Source organism: Pseudoalteromonas carrageenovora IAM 12662 (genome assembly GCF_900239935.1).
Lineage (GTDB): Bacteria > Pseudomonadota > Gammaproteobacteria > Enterobacterales > Alteromonadaceae > Pseudoalteromonas > Pseudoalteromonas carrageenovora.
Window position 1 is genome coordinate 423,070 of the sequence record NZ_LT965928.1, and the last position, 23,258, is coordinate 446,327.

Sequence of the window (23,258 nt, forward strand, 5' to 3'; positions counted from 1 at the left end):
TTGAACAAAGCTTGTGTTTTGTGCTGCAAGTACATAGCATAAGGCTTTAATTATAAAAAATAATAACGACCAAATAATTGCCGCTTTTTGGGACTGGAATATATGCGAATTACTCCTTTATCTCTGTTAATTTCAGCTAGTTTGTTAGCTAGTAGTGCATTTGCACAAGACACTGCTACAGTAACTGGAATTGAGTCAGAGATTAGTGTTAAACAGACAGAATACGATAACTCGACAAGAATACTTGAAAAACATCTTAAAGAAGAAAGTCAGTTACAAAATCAATTAGAGCTACTTCGCTCTCGTTCTACAGAGCTAGATAAAGAAAAAAACCAAGCGCTCGATGCGATGAACGAAATGTACCGTCGTTTAATTGATGATCCAACTATAGATATTAGTGCAGCACAATCGCGCTATCAAAAAGCTGTGGTTGATCATAAGCAAAACAAAGATGATATTTCTATGCAGTTGGCGGCAATTGCATCCCACCGTAAAGACATCGAACAAATCCGCGTGGCTAAACACACGCTTTTAAATACGCTAGAGAGCTTAAAAGAGCAGTTAACTACAGCTCGAGTAGAGCGCTTACGCAACGAGTTTACGCGTGAAGGCACACTTGAAGTTAACCACACTATTAACTGTAAGCGCACCGAAACACTTGCGGCATGTGAGCAACGCGGTCAGCAAATGGGCTTACAAAAAGCAACTAAGCGCTTTGTAGATCAAATATTTGCAAACTTAACAGAAGAGCGCATTGTTGAGCCAAAACGCAACTTAGCTGGCGCTCAAGTGCAAATTTTAAGTAGCCATGTAGTAAATAGTGCCTTTAGCGGACAAGGTAATTATAACGTTAATTTAAGCGTTACTATGCGCGGCGAAGTAAACAGTAGCCGTTTATGTAGCTTATTAAGTATTGATAACCGTTATTGCTCTGAATACGGCACGCCGCTTTCAGCAGCTTACCAACCAGCTTATGGCACAACATTTACCGATAGTCAGTTAACATTCAGTAATACCAAGGATAATGCCAGCACAGTTTCGGTTTCTCGTTTAAATGAACAACCAGTGCGCGATTATTCAGTTAAATCTGCGCCGGTAAAAAGAGATTACCCTAGCATTACTAACAAAAAGCAGGATCAAACAGTAGAGCTAACATTACGTTCTAATGTATATGATGACGAAGTGTTTATTGACGGTGTTAGCTTTGGCTCTACACGTTTAATTACGCGTTTACCTCGCGGTGTGCATAACGTTGAAGTACGTAAGTTGGGCTATAAACCGTTTCAGGTACGCGTGGATCTTAATAAAGCACAAACAATCCATGCAAATTTAGTAAAAAAGCCTGAGTCGATTGCTGCACCGACCTACACTCGTGAGCAACCAGAAGTTAAAACTCGTCAGGTTAGTGAAAACGTTAATGTACTCAATACAAACGTAAAAACGCCTATAGTAGTTATTCCTGCGGGCAAATTTAAAATGGGCGACATTAATGGCAATGGTTTAGCCAATGAACGCCCTGTAATTGAAAAAGTAATAGCGAGTTCTTTTGCTATGCAAAGCAAAGAAGTAACCGTAGGAGCCTACGAAAAATTTGTAGCTAATACTGGTTATAAAACGCAAGCAGAGCAAAATAAAGGGTGTGCGTATTATTTAAATGGCGAACCAGTATGGGAAGCTAATTTAAACTGGCGCAACCCAGGTTTTGAGCAAGGCAGTGATTTTCCGGCTGTATGTTTAACTTATAACGATGCTAAAGCTTATGCTGAGTGGTTATCAGGTCAAACAGGCCAACAGTTTCGTCTACCAAATGAAGTTGAGTGGGAATATGCAGCACGCGCAGGAACTGAAACAGAATACCCTTGGGGTAACGAAATTGGTAAAAACTTAGCAAACTGTGGTTGGTGTGGTAGTGAATGGTCAAACAGACGCGCAGCACCGGTAGGGTCTTTTTCTCCTAATGCATTTGGATTATACGATACCGTAGGCAATGTATGGGAATGGACTAACAAAGAATCTGGTGAGTCGGATGTAGCGGTAAGAGGCGGAGCGTGGAACTTTGCACCAAGTCTTGCACGTGCATCTACGCGTTTAATTTTAGCGCCTGACTTTAGATCTAACTACATTGGTTTTCGCTTAGTTCGCGAACGATAAAAACTCAATAAGGAAGCTTTGCTTCCTTTTTTCACAAATTTACAAAGGCAGCTGCGCTTTATATTGCTCATCTATTTAAGCATGTTAAAGTGAGGCAGCTAATATAAGAACGTATTTCAAAGGTCATCCAGCCTCATGTTTAAAAAACTCCGTGGTATTTTTTCTAACGATCTATCGATCGACTTGGGTACAGCCAATACCCTCATTTATGTTAAAGAAGAAGGTATTGTTTTAAACGAACCTTCAGTTGTTGCTATTCGCCAAGAGCGAGCTGGTGGACCTAAAAGTGTTGCATCTGTAGGTACAGAAGCAAAACAAATGCTAGGTCGTACGCCGGGTAATATAAAAGCAATCTGCCCAATGAAAGACGGCGTAATTGCCGACTTTTATGTAACAGAAAAAATGTTACAACACTTTATTAAGCAAGTGCACAACAACAACTTTATGCGCCCAAGCCCGCGCGTACTCATTTGTGTGCCTTGTGGTGCTACTCAGGTAGAAAAACGCGCAATACGCGAATCTGCAATGGGAGCTGGCGCTCGTGAAGTTTATCTAATTGAAGAACCTATGGCTGCGGCAATTGGCGCAGGCTTACCTGTATCTGAAGCAACAGGCTCTATGGTTGTTGATATTGGTGGTGGTACAACTGAAGTTGCTATTATTTCACTAAACGGTGTTGTTTACTCATCATCAGTACGTATTGGTGGTGATAAATTCGACGAAGCAATTATTAATTATGTGCGCCGTAACTTTGGTAGCCTAATTGGTGAAGCGACAGCCGAAAATATTAAACATCAAATTGGCTCTGCGTTTAAAACAGATGAACCAATTGAAATTGAAGTACGCGGACGTAATCTTGCTGAAGGTGTTCCACGCTCATTTACGCTTAATTCTCACGAGATACTAGAAGCATTACAAGAGCCATTAATGGGCATTGTAAGTGCGGTAATGGTTGCGCTAGAGCAGTCGCCACCAGAGCTTGCTTCTGATATTTCAGCACATGGCATGGTACTTACTGGCGGTGGCGCATTATTAAAAGATTTAGACCGTTTATTAATGGAAGAAACGGGTATTCCGGTTGTTGTTGCTGACGATCCACTTACTTGCGTAGCACGCGGTGGTGGTAAAGCACTTGAGATGATCGATGTTCATGGTGGTGATGTTTTTAGTTACGACTAATGAAATTAATGTTTGGACGCACAGTCTCTTTGCAACTGCGACTTTTTGTCGCAGTGCTTTTGAGTATCGTACTCATAGCAGGAGACAAATATACACAAGGTGGTACGGTTGTCCGTACTAGTCTTAATACTCTTGTAAGCCCTCTAATTTACGTTGCTAATTTACCCTACGAATTATTTAGCTTAGGTGCTAAAAGCCTGCACACACGCGACCAACTCCTTACCGAAAATGAAGCGCTGAAAAAAAAGCAAATGCTTCAAAGCGAGCAATTGCAGCAGTACCAATTTTTAGCGAGAGAAAATCAAAAGCTACGTGCTTTGTTAGGCTCATCGGCTAAGCAATCTAATCGTAAAATTATTGCTCAAGTACTCTCGGTACATTCAAACCCTTATAGTCATCAGGTTGTTATTAATCGTGGTACTACTGATGGGCTCAGTGAAGGGCAAGCTGTAATTGACGAAATGGGTGTAGTGGGGCAGCTTACTAAGGTGGGGTCAACTACGTCACGCGTTTTACTGATGACCGACACAACACATGCAACACCTGTTCGCATATTACGAAATGATGTACGTACCGTGGTTGAAGGCATAGGTAAAATTAACGTCGTCAAGCTTTCTCACGTGCCGCACAGTTTAGATGTACGAATTGGTGATGTACTTGTTACATCAGGCTTAGGCGGAACCTTCCCAGAGGGTTACCCTGTAGCGGTAGTCACTGAAATAAACCGTGATGAAGGACGCCCATTTGCGCAAGTATTTGCAGAGCCTATAGCGCAGCTAGACCGTATTCGATTGCTTGTTATTTTATGGCGTAATCAACAGGAGCAAATCAACGATGATTAACCGTTATTCATTGTTAATTGCACTGAGCATCTTTTTTGCTTTAATAATGGCATTAATGCCACTGCCATTTTCATTTGAACCATTTAGACCCGACTGGGTTTTACTTGTGCTTATGTATTGGTCACTGGCTGTACCGCACAGATTAAATATAGGCACAGCTTGGGTTGTTGGCTTACTCATAGATTTAGCGTCGGGTTCTCCGCTTGGCGTAAACTCGCTCACATTCTCAGTATGTATATTTGTTACCGCGAGTAACTTTCAAAAAATTCGTAACTTCTCGCTTTGGCAACAAAGCTTACTGATTGGTCTATTTTTAACGCTGTATCATTTAATGCAGTTTTGGCTAAATCACTTTTTGTTAGGGGTTTATTTTAATCCTCAGTATTTATGGCCAGTAGCAACCGGTATGGTGAGTTGGTTTTGGGTATTTTTACTGCTTCGCAAATATCGTAGACACTTTAGGATCAGGTAATGACTTGTGCAGTATATTTGGCATCAGCCTCCCCACGTCGTAAAGAATTATTAAGTCAGTTAGGTATCGAGTTTACTCAATTTAGTGTTGATGCCGATGAAAGTCCATTACCAAACGAACAACCTAGAGCACTTGTTGAACGCTTAGCAAGGTTAAAGGCGCAAAGTGGGGTTGCACTTGGTTATACCGACCGCCCAGTACTAGGCAGTGATACAGTGGTTGTTATCGATAATCAGTCACTTGGTAAACCACGCGATAAAGACGATTTTACAGCCACTTTAAAACGCCTTTCAGGTAATACACATCAGGTGTTAACTGCCGTTGCATTTGCTAGTGAAACTGACGTCGTTAGCTGCGTAGTAAGTACCGATGTAACCTTTAAAACATTAACTGATCAAGAGATAAATGACTATTGGGAGTCAAAAGAGCCGCAAGATAAAGCCGGTGGCTATGGCATCCAAGGGTTAGGTGGTCGCTTTGTAACTCACATTGCGGGTAGCTATTTTGCCGTAGTAGGCTTACCTTTATACGAGACCGAACAATTATTACAAGCATTCTTAAGAAGGTAGCATGAGTACAGAATTACTAATAAATGTCACGCCAAGTGAAAGCCGTGTTGCCCTGATCGAAAATGGTGTACTTCAAGAAATCCAATTAGAGCGAATTGGGAACCTCGGTATTGTAGGCAATATTTACCTAGGAAAAATTAGCCGTGTTTTACCCGGTATGCAAGCTGCATTTGTAGATATAGGCCTAGATAAAGCTGCTTTTTTGCACGCTTCAGATATTGTAAACAGCGCCTCAATTGTTGAAGGTGTTGACGACGAGCCTATTAAAAAAGTACAAGATATTCGCGAGCTTGTCCGCCAAGGGCAATACATTATGGTACAAGTGGTTAAAGACCCATTAGGTACTAAAGGCGCAAGGCTCACCACCGATATCACTATTCCATCTCGCTACTTAGTATTTATGCCAGATGCTACCCATGTAGGCGTAAGCCAGCGTATAGAAACAGAAGAAGAGCGCTCACGCCTTAAAAAAATAGTTGCTGAATATGGCGACGATAATGGCAGCTTTATTGTGCGTACCGCTGCCGAAGGGGCAAGTGAAGAAGAGCTACGTCACGATGCTGGTTTTTTAAGAAAGCTTTGGGAGAGAATTACTTCTCGTAGGCAAAAAACCAGTAAAGCCAGTATTTTGCATGAAGATTTAACGCTCGCTTTTAGAACCCTACGTGATTACGTAGGTGAGGACATGGAGCGTATTAGAGTCGACTCAAAGCTGACTTATGAAGAGCTAAAGTTATTTACAGAAGAGTTTGTACCGCTGCTTTCTCAAGTTTTAGAGTACTACCCGGGCGAGCGACCTATTTTTGATTTGTTTGATGTTGAAACAGAAATTCAAAAAGCACTACACCGTAAGGTAACGCTTAAATCGGGTGGTTATATTATTATTGACCAAACTGAAGCGATGACCACGGTTGATGTAAATACGGGGGCATTTGTAGGCCATCGTAATTTAGAAGAGACTATTTTTAATACCAATGTAGAGGCAACGTCAGCAATTGCGCGTCAGCTTAGACTGCGTAATTTAGGCGGTATTATCATAATCGACTTTATTGATATGGTAAGTGAAGATCATAAGCGCCGTGTATTGCACTCACTTGAGTCAGCGCTTGCAAAAGATCGCACTAAAACAAATATTAATGGCCTTTCTGCGCTTGGCCTTGTTGAAATGACACGTAAACGAACGCGTGAAAGCTTAGAACATGTTTTGTGTGATGTTTGCCCTGCGTGTTCAGGACGCGGCTCGCAAAAAACAGTAGAGACCGTTTGCTACGAAATTTTACGTGAAATAGTGCGTGTAAACCGAGCTTATGCAGCCGACAAGTTTATGGTTTACGCGGCACCAGCAGTGAGCGAGGCATTACTGAATGATGAGTATCATAACCTGGCTGAGCTTGAACTATTTATAGGAAAGCAAGTCAACATTCAAACAGAGAGCTTATACAGCCAAGAGCAGTTTGATGTGGTAATGATGTAATGAAAGCAAAAGCGGTCTGTTTTTTTGTTTTAGAAAGTTATGGCAAACCTGCGCCATAATTTTAGTATTACTGGCCGTTATTGTTTCAATCTTAAAGTACACTCTTCCTTATGCGAACGATTACAAAGGAAATATAGAAACCTACCTTCACGATAAGTTTGCAATTAGTCTATCAATAGGCGAAATATCTGCAAGCTGGCAGGGCAATGGCCCTGCTCTTGTGCTTGAAGATTTATCGTTTAAAGATAACGAAATCGCCCCTATTTCACTCACCATTGCTAAAACTAGCCTAGAGCTTAATTTGTGGGAAAGCTTAAAATCCTTTCAGCTAAAATCTAATTACTTTGTTATTAATGGTTTTCATACAAGCGTAAAGGTCGAAAATTTATTACAAAGCAATGATGAAGAAGTATCGTTTGAGCAAAAAGAGCTAATAGAAGAGCTATTTTTAGGTGAAACAGGCCACTTTGCAATAGAAAACTCTAGTATTAGTTTTATTTTAGAAGATGGCAAAGAGCGTAAACTACTTTTAAAAAATATTGTATGGCAAAACGAAAATGAGCAGCACTTAGGCAGTGGGAGTTTAGCGTTACCGGGTATCTCCGTTGGAAACTTTGATGCACGCATCGCACTTACTGGCGATACTATAGAGCAAGTAGCAGGCAATATGTATGTACACGCTAATAAGGTCGATGTATCTAATTGGCTAGCGCAATATATTAATACCGAAAAACAGCAGCTGCACAGTGATATTAATTTACAAGCTTGGCTAAAATTAAATAAAGGCTTAGTGAGCGACGTAAAAATGCAGTGGCTACCAAGCTTTGTGCGCTGGCAACGAGAAGAGCAAAGTCAGCAAGTAAGCCTAAGCGAAGGTGGTTTTCATTTATACCCCGAGCAAAATAGTTGGCATTTAAAAAGTACCGGCTTAACGTTTAATAGTAACGATAAAGCATGGCCAAGCCTTGAGTTTGAAGCGCAACTAGGTAAACAAAATAAAGTATGGCTTCAGCAAGTTGATTTAGAGCTATTAAGTAATTTGGCAGGGCTCAGTAATTTTAATGATTTAGAGGCGTTACTTGCGCGCCAACCAAGTGGGCAAATAGATCAAGCTTATTTAAGCTTTAGCAGTGCACAGCATTGGCAGTTATGGTTTGAGGCAAACAATATAGGCTGGCAAGAGTTAAACTCTGTACCAGCAGCACAAGCACTTAGAGTTGATGGATTGCTTACGCAAAGCCGCGGCCGAATAAACCTATTTGGAGAAAATGGTACGCTGGTAACGGGCGAGAGCTTTAGTGGCGATATTAATTATAACCAACTCAATATTGAACTTGATTTAGCTAAACGTACAAACGGCTGGCAAATAAACAGCGATAATATTTGGTTTGATAATAACGAAGTGACACTCGCCGCTGAGTTACAAATTAGCTTAGGCGATGAGCCTCGTTTAGATCTTTACGCTGAAGCATTTGCTTCCGATGCCAAAATTGCAGGGCATTACTTTCCATTAAAAGCGATGAGCCCAGGCTTAGTGAGTTACTTAAATGGTGCGATTAAAGGGGGCGAAGTATCTAAAGCGCAAGTGCTCTTTGCAGGGCCGCTCTCAGGTTTTCCATTTACAGATGGTAGTGGACAGTTCGATGTTTTAGCACAAATAGATAACGCCACTTACCAGTTTGATCCAAACTGGCCTACGGTCACTAACGCCAACATACAATTACATTTTGCTAATGAGCGAATGGACATTTATAGCCAGCAAGGCCAATTAGTTAATTTAGAGCTCGGTAATAGCGTAAAAGTAAGTATTGCCGATTTAATGAATGCCGATGAACTAATAGTACAAATTGATAAAAAAGCGCCGATGGAAAAGTTACATGACTTTTTTGCTGCCACGCCAATAGCAAACCCCCTTGCTAATATTTTTGAAGTTGTGCAAGGAAAAGGCGAAGTCGAGGCCAATATTGAGCTATTAGTTGGTGATAAATTTAAAGGTGGCGCGAGTGTTAGTGGCAAAGTGGCACTTAAAGACTTACCACTTTACATTGCAAACCCAGGCATTGAACTTAAAAAGCTAAATGGCGAACTGACTTTTAAAAACGACAATATTCGTTTAAATAACGCCACTGCAACGTGGCTTGGCATGCCGATAAAAATTGATTACAACAGCCAAAGTGAAGCAAAAGATTACACCGCAAATATTAATATTAAAGCGCAACTAGATGCAGATACGTTAATCGCTAAAGCTCAAGGCATATTAAAAGGCTACTTAAGCGGACAAAGTGAGGTAGATATTGGCCTTACATTAAACTTTACCGAACAAGGCTTTAATTACCGCGCTCAAGTAAACTCTGAACTGCTGGGTTTAACAAGTACCTTACCCGCGCCTTATAACAAAACTAGTCAGCAAGTTTGGCCGCTTGATGGGGTAGTGCAAGGTGATGATATTTCCAACCTGATCACTGCCAATGCTAACCAACAGCTATTTTTTAATGCTATTTTAGAAAGTGGGAAGCCACAGTTTAGCAATGTTAACATTGTACTAGGTAAGCAAGATTTAGGGCTTAACCAAAAAGATTTAAGTGTAAATATAAACCTCGAAAAAACTAAATTATCGCCTTGGATAGAATTAATAGATCAAATTATACATGCCGCACAGTCTAAGCCTGATACGCAATCACAAGGCATTATGCCGCCACTTAGCGAAGTCGTTGCAAATATAAACACGCTTGATGCAAGTAATATTATTTTTAACGATTTTGAAATGCGTTTAGCGCCGGCGCAAAGCGACTTATTTTTGAAATTAAATGCAAAGGAGTTGCGTGCAGGAGTACACATTCCTACATCACAACCTAGCCAACCAATTAGAATTAACGCTGATTACTTAAGGCTTAACTTTGCTGAAAAAGTAGAGCAAGCGCTTGAAGTCACAGACGTACTCCCAAAAGAAGATTTAAATTGGCTTACTAAAGTGCCCGCAATTGAGTTTGAATGCAGTGATTGTAAAATATCGAGTTACCAGCTTGATAAAGTGAGCGCGTCGCTTGTTGGCGATGGTAAGCGTTTATCAATTTCAGAGCTCGTGGTGGATAAAGGCGATCATATACTTCGTACTAGTGGCCAGTGGCAAAACGGGTTAACACAGCTCAGTGGAGAGCTTAAAAGTGATGATATAGGTGCGCTGTTTGATGAGTTTGATATAACCACAGCCATTAAAGATTCTAAAGCAGATCTTAATTATGATCTTACTTGGCAAGCAGCCCCCTATGATTTTGATGTTAAAAGCCTAAGCGGCGAGGTAGATTGGGATTTAGGAGAAGGGCACTTAACTGGAATTAGTGATGGTGGCGCTCGCGTATTTTCATTGCTTAGCCTTGATTCGTTAGTGCGTAAGCTAAAGCTTGATTTTAGAGATGTATTTTCAAAAGGTTTTTTTTACAATAGCATGCAAGGCACTATGCAATTAGAAAACGGCATTGCTTATACAAAAGATACTAAAATGGATGGTGTACCCGCCGATTTAACTATTAAAGGCTATGCAAATTTAAACACCCTCGATATAGATTATGACCTAGCAGTAGCACCGCAAGTTACCTCAAGTATTCCTGTAATAGTGGCTTGGATGGTAAACCCTGTGATGGGGCTTGCAGCACTGGCTCTTGATAAAGTAATTCATTCAGCCAGAGTGATCTCAGAGATCAATTTTAAGGTGACAGGTAAAATGAACGATCCGGTGGTACAAGAACTTGATAGAAAAAGCCGTGAAGTTACTTTGCCACAAGCGGCCCAAAACCAACCTCAAGCATCTACAGAGCTACGCCTAAAAGACGCAGAACTATCGGCAACGCAATGATTGAGCACTCACCATGTATAGTTGCGCTACAAATGTGCTCTGGTTTAAATGCAGATGATAACATGCGTGATTTGGTCAGTAGTCTTAACACACTGCCCACAGCACGCCCTATGTTGGTGTGTTTACCTGAAGCTTTTTTAGTTTTTAGTAAAAGTGGTCACGATACCTTAGCCGTTGCTAAAAAAGCCGAGCATTACAAACAGCAGCTAAGTGCACTTTGTAAAGAGCATAATATTTGGTTGAGCGCAGGCACAATGCCACAGCTTTATAATGAGCATAAATATTTTGCTGCCTCACATTTATTTAATAGCCTAGGTGAGTGCGTTGCAACGTATAATAAAATTCACTTGTTTGATGTAAACGTTGCAGATCAAACGGGTAGTTACCGCGAATCAGATTTTACTCAAGCAGGTAATGAAGTCGTCGTTGTAGACTCCCCCTTTGGTAAAATTGGCTTAACAGTATGTTATGATCTGCGTTTCAGTGGGTTATTTAATGAACTTGCTCGCCAAGGCGCTGAGATTATTTTAGTACCCAGTGCCTTTACAGTTCCTACAGGGCTAGCACACTGGCAGCCGTTATTAACGGCGCGTGCAATAGAAACACAATGTTATGTAATTGCCGCTGCGCAATACGGAACACATCAAAATGGCCGACAAACCTATGGCCACAGCATTATTATTTCACCGTGGGGCGAGCAACTTTCAGTGCTGCCAAGCGGAGTTGGGTTTATAAGCGGTCACGCAGATTTAAACCAGTTAAATAAAATTAGAAGAGATATGCCTGTGCAATCTCATCAACGATTTAGAGAGCATTTATTATGAATTCGGTTGAACAGCATTTATTACACGACAGCCAGCTAAATCGAGAGGAACTCGAAAAAACGCTTGGCTATATTCATCAGCATAAAGTGGATTACGCCGATTTATACTTCCAATCAAGCCATCACGAATCGTGGGTGCTTGAAGACGGTTTAGTTAAAGAAGGCTCATACAATGTTGAACGTGGTGTAGGTGTACGTGCCGTAAGCGGCGAAAAAACAGGTTTTTCTTACTCTGATGCAATAAACCTAGAAGCGTTAAATAAGGCGGCTACTGCGGCTCGTAGCATCGCAGATGCTGGCGAAGATAAAGCAATAAAAGTATTTAGTGATGTAAAAGCAAAAGAGCAATTTGCGCCGCATCAACCAATTTCAAGCATGAGCGATAACGACAAAGTAAGCTTATTACGTGAGCTTGAAAACTATATTCGTGAACTCGCACCTGATGCAGAGCAAGTAATTAGCTCAATGTCGGCAGTGTACGAAGAGGTATTGATTGCTGCAAGCGACGGTACATTTGCAACCGATATTCGTCCTCTTATTCGTTTAAACTGCTCAGTACTGCTTGAAAAAGATGGCCGTCGTGAACGCGGTGGCGCAGGCGGCGGCGCGCGTTTAGATTACGGTTATTTTAAAGAATTAGTTGATGGTAAACCGCGTTGGATGGAATTTGCAGAAGAAGCGGTACGTCAAGCTAAAGTAAACCTTGAAGCTATTGATGCACCAGCAGGTACTATGGAAGTTGTACTTGGCAATGGTTGGCCTGGCGTGCTTTTACACGAAGCAGTAGGGCATGGCCTTGAAGGCGACTTTAACCGTAAAGGCGCATCAGCATTTAGCGGCAAAGTAGGGCAAAAAGTAGCGTCAGAGTTATGTACCGTTGTTGATGATGGCACAATGGCAGACCGCCGAGGTTCACTAAATGTAGATGATGAAGGTACACCGGCTGCGTACAATGTACTTATCGAAAATGGTATTTTAAAAGGCTACATGCAAGATAAGCTAAACGCACGTTTAATGGGTGTAAACCCAACCGGTAACGCACGTCGTGAGTCTTATGCGCATTTACCAATGCCACGTATGACTAACACCTACATGTTGGGTGGAGAGTACAGCCAAGCCGATATTATAAGCTCAGTTAAAAAAGGCGTTTTTGCACCAAACTTTGGTGGCGGACAGGTAGATATTACCTCTGGTAAGTTTGTGTTTAGCGCATCAGAAGCGTATTTAATCGAAAATGGTAAAATTACCCAGCCAATTAAAGGCGCAACGCTAATTGGTAACGGCCCAGAGGTTATGCAGCAAATCTCTATGGTGGGTAACGACCTTGCGCTTGATAAAGGCGTTGGTGTATGTGGTAAAGATGGCCAAAGCGTACCAGTAGGCGTGGGTCAGCCAAGTCTTAAAATTGATCAGCTTACTGTTGGCGGTACAGCTTAAATATTGCCAAGCGCGAAGTGAATTCGCGCTTTTTTGACGAAGGTAAAGTTTAGGCTTTTCCTTCATCCTCTTTATTCTTTTTAGCCTCTTCGTACCATAATGCAAAAAAACACTCTGTTAATTTGTGCTCTATTTCAAGCGCTTTATCTGTTGGGCAAAATAGCGTAAAGCTTGCTTTAAATTCACCTAATTCGGTGGTGCCAAAATGTATAACTGGCTCTGGTCCTGATATTTTTGCATCTAACTTTCGTTCAATCATTGAGTTATAGCGACTGGCTACTTCTTCAAATTCTTCGCAGTATTGTTTTGCTTTTTCAGTGAGAGTGTCGTGAATAGGGTAGGGATTAAAGCTCTCTCTGCGCACAATAGTAAAGTGATGGGTTGCAAAGCGTTTTACAAAGTTTAAGTTTTTAATAGAACTGGTAATAAGCTTATTGTTTGGAATATAAATAGTCTTTCTTGAAAACTGATATGTATGTATATCAATTTCATGCATAGTGGTTTTTATCCAATCGGTTTCGGCTACTTCACCAAAATAATCACCTACTTGTATCCAATCTCCCACTCTAAATGGGCGCGTTGTTACAAGATAAAAAAAGCCGATAACACACTGAATAAACTCACGTGTTGCGAGCACAATAGCAACTGCAAAGGCTGCAATTGAAAGAGCAAAATTTTGAATTTCAGTCGACCACACAAATAATAGCGATAGCACCATTACAAAGTTAATAAAGTGCTTAATATTGTGTGATATATACCTGATGTCTTTTTCTTTTTTTTCAGCACGGTTTTTTGCTAGCTTATCTACAAGTACTTTTAAAACAAAAGCAACAACAAGCAAAAGCAGCGAAATAAGAAATGGATGAGACAAAATATCTTTAAGCATAAATTCCAAAACACGAGTAAATCTAAACACTAGTATATTGATTTATTAAATCAATTAGCAAACTTAACTTCAATGAGATGAAGACGGTTGAGATTACAGCTTCACCAATAGGATGAGGATACTAGTTATTAAGTTGCTTGCGACACAAAAGTACAAGCTCAAAAGCTGAAATTAAAATTAAAGTATAACCAAGTGTTTCTATCCCTTCTTCTACAATGTTTTTAACTACACGTACGTAGCTATCACCCATTATAGAGTGCCAAAATGCCCCTTTGCCCATCATACGAGAAAAAGCTAAAAGCGTAACTAAACCAGATAAGCAAATTCCATAACTTGGAGTTTGCGAATAGGCTTGGATAGAGCTAAAAATAGTCCCTCTTTTTGTTATTAAGTAAACGAATATACAAGCCAGTATTGAATAAACGATAGCTTGCCAAGCCCCATCAAAAACATACATATCAAGGTATGTATCAAATTCTCTCACGAACATCATTGCAGTTAGAGTCGCTAGTAATACACAAGCTATCTTAAGTTGCGAGTTAATACGTGAGGCATAAAAAAACAGAATAGAACTTAGAAGCGTTAAAATATCTTGCATGTGTTCAGTAAGTGTTTCTTCGCTATAAAGTGCATTTTGCTGTAATTCGAAGCCTTCAAGCTGAATTAATGAAGCCACGCCAGCTAAGCATAATAAGTAAATAAAAGATCGCAGTAAAAACATGAAAAAACCAAATTGGTGACAATACGCGAGATTTTAATTACAAAAAGGACTGAAAGCCAAAACATTATGGAAACTTTTTTTATATTTTTCGGTCTAATATTTTTGTTGTTAAATTAATGGGTTAGATGTATATTTAATGTGTTTGTGATGTTTTGTTTGTAATGGTTTTAGTATGATTGTTGTGCATTAAAGTATAAATATACTGAGCATAAAAAAGCCCTTACTAAATAAATAGTAAAGGCTATTATAGTTTCAAGTCGATGCTTAGCGCATCGTAACAAATTCTTCTGAGCCTGTTGGGTGTAAAGCCACAACAGCATCAAAATCAGCTTTAGTCGCGCCCATTTTCATGGCCACTGCAAAACCTTGAATCATTTCATCAACTGCAAAACCAATTCCGTGCAGGCCAACTACTTTTTCCTCTGGACCAGCACACACTAGTTTCATTTTACAAGGCTGGCGGTGTTTAGTTACTGCAGTGTACATCGCCGTAAAACCAGATTGATAAATTTTAACGTTTTCTTCGCCATACTGAGAAATAGCTTCTTGTTCAGTTAGGCCAATAGTACCAATTGGTGGATGGCTAAATACAACTGTTGGAACTAAGTTGTAATCCATTTTTAAATCATCAGGGAGTTCTTTATTAAATAAACGCTCTGATAAAGTACGCCCCGCTTTAACAGCTACAGGCGTAAGCTCAATACCGTTTTCGATGATATCGCCAACAGCATAAACGTTTTTAGCAGTGGTATTTTGAAACTCATCGACTTTAACAAAACCATCGCTGTTAACTTCAACGCCAGCAGCCGCTACATTAATTGCGTCTGTTGTTGGCTGGCGGCCAATTGCCCAAATTACTTGGTCAACATTTTGGCTTTTACCATTATCTAAATGAAGCGTTACAGAGCCATCATCTTCTTTAACTAATTTATGAGGTACAGATTCAGTATGAAGAGTAGGGCCTTCAGCAGCCATAACATCAACAAGTGTTTCAACTATATAAGGGTCAAAGTTACGAAGTGGAGAGTGCTTACGAACAAACAAGTGAGTCTCTGTACCTAGGCCATGTAAAACCCCAGCAAGCTCAACCGCAATGTAACCAGCACCAATTACAGCAACGCGCTTAGGCTGCTCTTTTAGCTCAAAAAAGCCATTAGAATCAATACCGTGTTCAGCACCTTCAATATTAGGGATACTTGGGCGCCCACCTACAGCAATTAAAATATGATCAGCGGTGTAATGCTCGCCGTTTACTTCAACCGTTTTGTTGTCTACAAATTTAGCAAACCCTTTAATTACAGTAACGCCGTTACTTGCAAGGCCACTATCGTAACCTTTATGAATTCGGCCAATGTAGGCTTCACGGCTTTCTACTAATTTGCTCCAATCAAAGCCTTTAACTTCAACATTAAAACCATAGTCAGGTGCATATAAATTAATTGCTTCAGCAACTTGAGCACCGTGCCACATAACTTTCTTAGGCACACAACCTACATTTACACAGGTGCCGCCCATGTGTTTTGCTTCAATAAGTGCAACTTTAGCACCACGCATTGCTGCACGGTTTGCAGAGGCTATGCCGCCACTACCGCCACCAATTGCTATGTAATCAAAATGCTGAGCCATGTTTAATCCTCAAAAATATATTTAACTATAATGTGCCGATGATAGCATATGCTAAGTGCAAGTCACCTAAGGCGATGCTGTAAAAAACCGATAAATACAACAAACGAAATAGTTTATTATGGCGATCAGTTTTATCGTAAGCTATAACAGACCCATCAATCGAGGCTTGTATTTCATCGTTTTGCCCCAACTTCAAATTCATAGTTAATTAAATTGAGAGAATTCATGAGCGAACTACAAATTAACCCACTCATTGGCCTTGAAGGCTTACCACCATTTTCAAAAATAAAGCCAGAGTATGTAGTACCAGCACTAAAGCACGGTATTGAACAAAGTCGTAAAGCTATTGATGATGTTTTAGCTAAAGGCTCGTACACGTGGGATGATTTAGTATTACCGCTAGAAGAAGCCGATGATAAGTTATCGCGCATGTTTTCGCCGGTTTCGCATTTAAATTCTGTTATGAATAATGACGAGTTACGTCAAGCATACGAGCAGTGTTTACCGCTTATATCAGAGTATTCAACATTTGTAGGGCAGCACCAAGGTTTATATGAGGCCTATAATGCGCTTTATAATAGCGACGAATTTAAAACGCTAACGACTGCTCAGCAAAAAACAATTACTAATGCACTTCGTGACTTTAAGCTCTCGGGTATTGCACTTGGAGCTGACGATCAAAAGCGCTACGGCGAAATAAGCGTACGCTTATCTGAGCTGGCTTCTAAATTTGGTAATAATGTTATGGATGCAACACTTGCATGGCAAAAACACATTACTGACGAAAGCCAGTTAGCAGGCTTACCTGAGTCAGCTTTAGCGCTTGCAAGCGAAACGGCAAAAAGTAAAGATTTAGACGGTTGGGTATTCACGCTCGACTTTCCATCGTACTTGCCAGTAATGACTTACGCAGATGATCGTGAATTACGCAGAGAAACATATACCGCATTTTGTACACGCGCATCAGATCAAGGTCCTAATGCCGGGGAATACGATAACTCAGCAATTATGAGTGAGGAGCTTGCGCTTCGTCACGAGCTTGCACAGTTATTAGGATTTAGCAGTTATGCCGAAAAATCCCTTGCAACTAAAATGGCTGAATCTCCTGAGCAAGTGTTTTCCTTTTTAGAAGATCTAGCAGCTAAATCGAAGCCACAAGCAGAGCAAGAAGTCGCAGAGCTAAAAGCCTATGCTGAGCAAAAGCATGGTATATCTGGGCTTCAAGCATGGGATTTTGGCTACTACAGTGAAAAATTAAAGCAAGAAAAATACGCTATTTCAGATGAAGTACTACGTCCGTATTTCCCTGCAAATAAAGTACTTAGCGGGTTATTTGAAACCGTTAACCGCTTATTTGGAATTACCGTAAAAGAAGTTAACAACTTTGATAGTTACCACAGCGACGTTCGTTTTTTCGAAATTTATGATAGTAGTAACGAATTACGTGGTCGTTTTTACTTAGATTTATATGCACGAGACCGCAAACGTGGTGGGGCGTGGATGGACGACTGCATGGGGCGTAAAGTGCGTGCTAATGGCGAACTGCAAACACCTGTTGCGTATTTAGTATGTAACTTTAATAAAGCCGTAGGTGACAAACCTGCGCTATTTACACATGATGAAGTAACTACATTATTCCATGAATTTGGTCATGGTATTCACCATATGTTGACCCAAGTTGATGCTGCGCCTGTAGCCGGTATTAATGGTGTTGCATGGGATGCGGTAGAGCTGCCAAGCCAATTTTTAGAAAACTGGTGTTATGACGAAGAAGCACTTAGCTTTATTTCAGGGCATTACGAGACGGGCGAGGCGCTACCTAAAGAGTTACTAGATAAGCTACTAGCTGCTAAAAATTATAACTCAGGCATGCAAATGCTACGTCAAATTGAGTTTTCGTTATTCGACTTTAAAATCCATAACGATTACAAAGCGGGTGAGCAGTGCCAAATTCAAGCGGTATTAGATGATGTGCGTAGCCGTACCTCAGTAGTTAAACCGCCAGAGTTTAATCGTTTTCAGCATGGTTTTAGCCACATATTCGCAGGTGGTTACAGCGCGGGTTACTACTCATATAAATGGGCAGAAGTACTTTCAGCGGATGCATTTTCTAAATTTGAAGAAGAGGGCATTTTTAACGCTGAAACAGGTCAAGCCTTTATGCAAAACATTTTAGAAAAAGGCGGTAGTGAAGAACCTATGGAACTGTTCAAAAAGTTTCGTGGTCGTGAGCCAAGTGTTGACGCATTACTTCGTCACAGTGGTATAGCTGCTTAAGGCAACTTTATACCCTATTATTACTAAAGCGCCTTATGGCGCTTTTTTATTGTTTTTAGGTTTTTAACTAATAATTTTTAGTAATTTTACCTTCTCGTACTATGCTTTTAACACACCTTTTAAAATGGACTAAGGCATGGCAAAGTTGGTACTAGCAATTGATGATGATAAGTATGTTCATCATATAATTGAAGAATCTTTAGCGGGGTTTTGTAAAATAATTAATGCTAAAGATGGCGATGAAGGATTACGGCTAACTAATAAGTACAACCCTGACATTATATTACTCGATATAGAAATGCCGGGCCTTTCTGGCTACGATGTGTGTAAAACCCTCAAACAAAATGAGAATACTAAAGATATTCCCGTCATGTTTCTTTCTTCAAAAGTTGAGCTAAGTGACCGCGTTAAAGGTTACAGTGTGGGTGCATCAGACTACATCATTAAACCCTTTAATGCCGAAGAACTAATAGCGCGTATTAAAGTGTTATACGAATACCGGCAGCAATGTGTAAGGCTAAAGCTCGATATTGAAAAAGCCAATAAAACTGCCGAAATGGCAATGACTGAATCTGGCGATATGGGGCGTATAATGCGTTACGTTGGGCAAAGTTATCATGCTAATAACTTTCAAACGTTGAGTGAGTATTTTTTAGCATTTTTCACGCCATTAAACTTAGATGTAGTTGTCGTTTTTTGGTACAAAAGCAAAGGTATTTTTTACAGTCAACAAAGTGGTGTATGTCCGCTTGAGCAGGAATTACTCGAGCAGCACCGACACTCAAAGCGATTTGTAGATATTGGCAGCAGTACAATAATTAATTATCCAAAAGTCTCTTTACTTATAAAAAATATGCCAATAGAAAACAGCGCGTTATATGGACGATTCAAAGATTTATTTCCGCATATTTTAGAGGTTACAAACGAAAAGGTCGTTACTATGGAAAGAAGCGAAAGTAGCTATGAGCAGGCAGCTCAAATAAGCACAGCACTGCAAGACATTGTTAAACAGCTCAATAGTCAAAATATAGCGCAAAACTCTACAACTAAAGTGTTTATAGAGCAGCTGCATGAACTTGACTGTGCTGTAAAACACCAAAAAGAGCTGGCTAATCATGCCGACTTAACCCTTTATATTTCTCAGCTTGACGAAACGATGCAATTATTCGCTTCAGCAAATAGTGACTTAGCATTTATTAAGTATCAGCTAAAACAGGTTACAGAGAGCCGTAACGAGCTGCTTGCAAATTTACGTAGCAAAGCCGAAGCCGCGCAGCAAAATATTAATCATCATAATGATATAGAGCTATTTTAGGGCGTTAACGCTTGTTATACTGAAGGCGTATTTTATCGTCGGAGTGTGAAGTGGTTATTCAGTGTGCTTTTAAAGAGTTGCGCCCATATTTAAATGAGCTAGAAACGCGTTTTAACTTAGCTCAATGGGCACAAAGTTGCAGCGGCTTTAGCTTACATTATGACGATAAAGGGTTGAGCCTTTTAAAAACGGATGAGCCAAAATTAGGCGCCATTAATGTAGACTTTGTAACAGGCGCAGTTGCTCACAGGCGTAAATTTGGTGGTGGTAAAGGCCAATCAATAGCTAAAGCGGTTGGGCTAAATAAGGGGGCAACTCCCGTTGTACTTGATGCCACCGCAGGCCTTGGGCGAGATGGCTTTGTACTTGCCTCCCTAGGCTGTAAAGTAATATTACACGAGCGCCACCCGGTAGTAGCCGCTTTATTGTATGATGGTTTAAAGCGTGCCTATGACGACATTGAAATAGGCCCTTGGATGCAACAAAATATGAGCCTTATATTTGGCTCAAGCCATACATTACTTGAGCAGTGCGAGAGTATGCCTGATGTAGTGTATTTAGATCCTATGTTCCCACACCGTGAAAAATCAGCCTTAGTAAAAAAGGAAATGCGTGTATTTCAAGCGCTCGTTGGCGCAGATACCGACGCGGATGGTTTACTCGATTTTGCCTATCCACTTGCCAGTAAGCGCGTTGTAGTAAAACGCCCTGATTACGCACCGTTTTTAAATAACAAAACCCCAAGCATGCAAATTAAAACCAAAAAGAATCGTTTTGACGTTTATGTAAAAGCGGCCATGGTTTAAAGGCTGCTATTACGTTAGCTGATCGGCCTTAAGGATCTAGGATCTTATGTGGGTTTCATGTTAGAATTCGCGCAATTTTTTGGCATAGTTAAGTAGCACAGCAATGATCTTAGATGATATTCGCATCGTTTTAGTAAATACCTCACACTCAGGCAATATTGGTTCTGCGGCTCGCGCCATGAAAACCATGGGTTTATCAAAACTTTATTTAGTTGATCCTGCCTGTGAAGTAGACAGCCATGCAAGCGCACTTGCAGCTGGTGCTACAGATGTTTTAGGTAACGCGGTTATTGTTGATACAGTAGCAGATGCTATTGCTGATTGTGCGTTAACAATTGGTACAAGTGCACGTTCGCGAACGCTATCTTGGCCTATGGTTGAACCTCGTGAATGTGGTGAAAAACTAGTTGCTGAGGCTGTAAATGGCCCAGTAGCGCTTGTATTTGGCCGTGAAAATAGTGGCTTAACTAACGAAGAGCTACAACTTTGTAATTACCATGTATGTATTCCTGCAAACCCACAATACAGTTCGCTTAATTTAGCAATGGCAGTACAAACACTGAGCTACGAAACGCGTATGGCATTTTTAAATCAACAGCCTGCAAAGGTTGAAGAAGACGATGCTGTTTACCCAAGCTCAAAACAAACAGAGCTTTTTTACGACCACCTTGAAGACACGCTTTTCAAAACAGGCTTCATTATTAAACAACATCCAGGCTTAGTGATGACTAAGTTACGCCGTTTGTTTAACCGTGCTCGTCCTGAAGATGCCGAAATGAATATTTTACGCGGTATTCTTACATCAATTAATAAGTCTATTCCTAAGTAAGGTATAGCTATTGGTTATAAAAACCACGGTTAAATAGCTAGCTAATACTTGACTAAAATACTCAGGTAATTACAATGGCTGTAATACCTGACCAAACAGGTCAAGTATTAAAAGTTTGTTAATGTACTTAGCTCAACGCGAGGTACTTTTTAATCAAATTTTTATCAAGTGATAATACTTGACTATTTTACTCTGGTAATTAAAATTTGCACTCTTTTGTGCAGGGGGCGTTATGAAGTTAACATCAAAAGGCAGATACGCCGTTACAGCTATGCTGGATGTTGCACTACATGCAAGTGTAGGTCCTGTAGCCCTTGCTGATATTTCACAAAGACAAGAGATTTCTTTGTCTTACCTTGAACAATTATTTGCTCGTTTACGTAAAAATGGCCTAGTAAGTTCTGTTCGTGGACCTGGTGGTGGTTATTTACTAGGACGAGAAGCGAATGCAATTTCGGTTGGTGATGTAATTAGCGCCGTAGACGAATCTGTAGACGCAACACGTTGTCAAGGTGCCGATACCGGCTGTCAGAGTGGTATGCGTTGCTTAACTCATAATTTATGGTCTGATTTAAGTGCGCGTATAGAAGAATTTTTGAATAATATTACCCTTGCTGAATTGGTGGAAAAATCAGATGTGAAAGAAATCGCATCGCGCCAAGATAACAGTATCAATAATGCAATTAAGCAGTTGGAAAACATTCAAGTAAGCTGTCAACTTTAAGGTTGACCCGCAGCGGAGAGAGAAATGAAGTTACCGATTTATTTAGATTACGCAGCTACCACGCCTGTTGATGAGCGTGTTGCAAAAGAAATGATGCAATGCCTTACAATGGACGGTAATTTTGGTAATCCTGCGTCACGTTCGCACCGTTTTGGTTGGCAAGCTGAAGAAGTGGTTGATCAAGCGCGTACAGATATTGCTGATCTAATCAATGCAGACCCACGTGAAATTGTTTTCACATCGGGTGCTACAGAATCAAACAACCTTGCAATTAAAGGTGCAGCACAGTTTTACAAAAAGAAAGGTAAGCACGTTATTACCGCTAAAACTGAGCACAAAGCTGTAATCGATACATGTCGTGAACTAGAGCGCCAAGGTTTTGATGTTACTTACATGGACGTTGAAGAAAACGGCCTATTAGATCTTAAAAAGCTTGAAGACACAATGCGTGAAGACACCGTGCTTGTAAGCATTATGCATGTAAATAACGAGCTAGGTGTAATTCAAGACATCAACACAATTGGCGAAATGTGCCGTGAACGTAAAATTATGTTCCACGTAGATGCAGCGCAAAGTGCAGGTAAAGTATTAATCGACGTACAACAACTTAAAGTTGATTTTATGTCGTTCTCTGGTCATAAAGTATATGGCCCTAAAGGTGTTGGTGCACTTTACGTTCGTCGTAAGCCACGTGCTCGCCTTGAAGCTCAAATGCACGGTGGCGGCCATGAACGTGGTATGCGCTCTGGCACATTAGCTACTCACCAATTAGTGGGTATGGGTGCAGCATTTAGAATTGCTAAGCAAGATTTTGAAAAAGATCACGCACATATCAGTGCATTACGTAAGCGTCTAATTGACGGCATTATGGCTGATATGGACGAGGTTTACTTTAACGGCGCACAAGATCAGTCAGTACCAGGTATTGTAAACATCAGCTTTAACTTTGTTGAAGGTGAGTCGTTACTTATGGCAGTAAAAGACATTGCAGTATCGTCAGGTTCTGCGTGTACATCTGCAAGTTTAGAGCCTTCTTACGTACTGCGTGCGCTTGGCCGTAACGACGAATTAGCGCACAGCTCAATTCGTTTTAGTATTGGTCGCTTCACAACAGAAGAAGAGATTGATTACACCGTTGAATTAATGAAAAACTCTATCGGTCGCCTACGTGAAATGTCTCCTTTATGGGAAATGCATCAAGAAGGTATTGATTTAGATTCAGTTGAATGGGCTCACCACTAATACGTGTGAGCACGTACCGTAGCAGGTAATGA

General features: G+C 40.5%; 17 protein-coding genes and 1 pseudogene. 15 read left to right on the plus strand and 3 right to left on the minus strand.

The genetic code is table 11. The annotated features are described in order from the left end of the window. Window positions 1-102 precede the first annotated feature (102 nt). The 9 genes and pseudogenes from ALFOR1_RS02005 to tldD all read left to right on the plus strand — a co-directional run bounded on the left by ALFOR1_RS02005 (window position 103) and on the right by tldD (window position 12,800). Window positions 103-2,151 carry an SUMF1/EgtB/PvdO family nonheme iron enzyme gene (locus tag ALFOR1_RS02005; protein WP_104641888.1) on the plus strand — a complete coding sequence of 683 codons (2,049 nt, stop codon included), beginning with the start codon at window positions 103-105 and terminating at the stop codon, window positions 2,149-2,151. A 135-nt stretch (window positions 2,152-2,286) separates the two neighbouring features. Then, window positions 2,287-3,330: a rod shape-determining protein gene (locus ALFOR1_RS02010; protein ID WP_104641889.1), complete on the plus strand. Its 1,044-nt coding sequence runs from the start codon at window positions 2,287-2,289 to the stop codon at window positions 3,328-3,330. Continuing rightward, entirely contained in the window at window positions 3,330-4,172 is an 843-nt protein-coding gene (mreC, locus tag ALFOR1_RS02015; RefSeq protein ID WP_171038414.1) for a rod shape-determining protein MreC, read from the plus strand. The genes ALFOR1_RS02010 and mreC overlap by 1 nt, the downstream gene beginning before the upstream one ends. Further along, window positions 4,165-4,644 carry a rod shape-determining protein MreD gene (mreD, locus tag ALFOR1_RS02020; protein WP_002958403.1) on the plus strand — a complete coding sequence of 160 codons (480 nt, stop codon included), beginning with the start codon at window positions 4,165-4,167 and terminating at the stop codon, window positions 4,642-4,644. The genes mreC and mreD overlap by 8 nt, the downstream gene beginning before the upstream one ends. Then, window positions 4,644-5,213, plus strand: a complete 570-nt coding sequence (locus ALFOR1_RS02025; RefSeq protein ID WP_058547574.1) for a Maf family protein — start codon at window positions 4,644-4,646, stop codon at window positions 5,211-5,213. The genes mreD and ALFOR1_RS02025 overlap by 1 nt, the downstream gene beginning before the upstream one ends. Before the next feature lies 1 nt (window position 5,214). Then, complete coding sequence (rng, locus tag ALFOR1_RS02030) at window positions 5,215-6,687, plus strand: ribonuclease G (RefSeq protein ID WP_058547573.1); 1,473 nt, start codon at window positions 5,215-5,217, stop codon at window positions 6,685-6,687. Then, a pseudogene (locus tag ALFOR1_RS02035) lies at window positions 6,687-10,540 on the plus strand (YhdP family protein). The gene rng and the pseudogene ALFOR1_RS02035 overlap by 1 nt, the downstream one beginning before the upstream one ends. Beyond that, on the plus strand, window positions 10,537-11,364 hold the full coding sequence (locus tag ALFOR1_RS02040) for a carbon-nitrogen hydrolase family protein (RefSeq protein WP_058547571.1): 828 nt from the start codon (window positions 10,537-10,539) through the stop codon (window positions 11,362-11,364). Before ALFOR1_RS02035 ends, ALFOR1_RS02040 begins: the two are co-directional and overlap by 4 nt. Then, entirely contained in the window at window positions 11,361-12,800 is a 1,440-nt protein-coding gene (gene tldD, locus ALFOR1_RS02045; protein WP_104641891.1) for a metalloprotease TldD, read from the plus strand. Before ALFOR1_RS02040 ends, tldD begins: the two co-directional genes overlap by 4 nt. Window positions 12,801-12,849: 49 nt before the next feature. Here tldD and ALFOR1_RS02050 read toward each other — a convergent pair whose 3' ends face one another. From ALFOR1_RS02050 to gorA, 3 genes are all read right to left on the minus strand, one after another. Next, window positions 12,850-13,686 (minus strand): mechanosensitive ion channel family protein, encoded by an 837-nt coding sequence (locus ALFOR1_RS02050; protein ID WP_058547569.1) that lies wholly within the window; start codon window positions 13,684-13,686, stop codon window positions 12,850-12,852. 121 nt (window positions 13,687-13,807) lie between these two features. Next, window positions 13,808-14,407 carry a hypothetical protein gene (locus tag ALFOR1_RS02055; RefSeq protein WP_058547568.1) on the minus strand — a complete coding sequence of 200 codons (600 nt, stop codon included), beginning with the start codon at window positions 14,405-14,407 and terminating at the stop codon, window positions 13,808-13,810. A gap of 264 nt (window positions 14,408-14,671) precedes the next feature. Further along, window positions 14,672-16,033: a glutathione-disulfide reductase gene (gene gorA, locus ALFOR1_RS02060; RefSeq protein WP_058547567.1), complete on the minus strand. Its 1,362-nt coding sequence runs from the start codon at window positions 16,031-16,033 to the stop codon at window positions 14,672-14,674. Between the two features lie 225 nt (window positions 16,034-16,258). On the opposite strand from gorA, the gene prlC reads away from it, so the two are divergent. The 6 genes from prlC (at window position 16,259) to ALFOR1_RS02090 (ending at window position 23,226) form a co-directional block, all read left to right on the plus strand. Then, complete coding sequence (gene prlC / locus ALFOR1_RS02065; RefSeq protein ID WP_104641892.1) at window positions 16,259-18,310, plus strand: oligopeptidase A; 2,052 nt, start codon at window positions 16,259-16,261, stop codon at window positions 18,308-18,310. A 136-nt stretch (window positions 18,311-18,446) separates the two neighbouring features. Next, entirely contained in the window at window positions 18,447-19,625 is a 1,179-nt protein-coding gene (locus tag ALFOR1_RS02070; RefSeq protein WP_104641893.1) for a response regulator, read from the plus strand. A 50-nt stretch (window positions 19,626-19,675) separates the two neighbouring features. Continuing rightward, complete coding sequence (locus ALFOR1_RS02075; protein ID WP_104641894.1) at window positions 19,676-20,431, plus strand: class I SAM-dependent methyltransferase; 756 nt, start codon at window positions 19,676-19,678, stop codon at window positions 20,429-20,431. 103 nt (window positions 20,432-20,534) lie between these two features. Continuing rightward, window positions 20,535-21,260 (plus strand): tRNA (cytosine(32)/uridine(32)-2'-O)-methyltransferase TrmJ, encoded by a 726-nt coding sequence (gene trmJ / locus ALFOR1_RS02080; RefSeq protein ID WP_058547563.1) that lies wholly within the window; start codon window positions 20,535-20,537, stop codon window positions 21,258-21,260. 232 nt (window positions 21,261-21,492) lie between these two features. Beyond that, window positions 21,493-21,984 carry a Fe-S cluster assembly transcriptional regulator IscR gene (gene iscR / locus ALFOR1_RS02085; RefSeq protein ID WP_058547562.1) on the plus strand — a complete coding sequence of 164 codons (492 nt, stop codon included), beginning with the start codon at window positions 21,493-21,495 and terminating at the stop codon, window positions 21,982-21,984. A gap of 24 nt (window positions 21,985-22,008) precedes the next feature. Next, window positions 22,009-23,226 carry an IscS subfamily cysteine desulfurase gene (locus tag ALFOR1_RS02090; protein WP_058547561.1) on the plus strand — a complete coding sequence of 406 codons (1,218 nt, stop codon included), beginning with the start codon at window positions 22,009-22,011 and terminating at the stop codon, window positions 23,224-23,226. The last annotated feature ends 32 nt before the right edge of the window (window positions 23,227-23,258 follow it).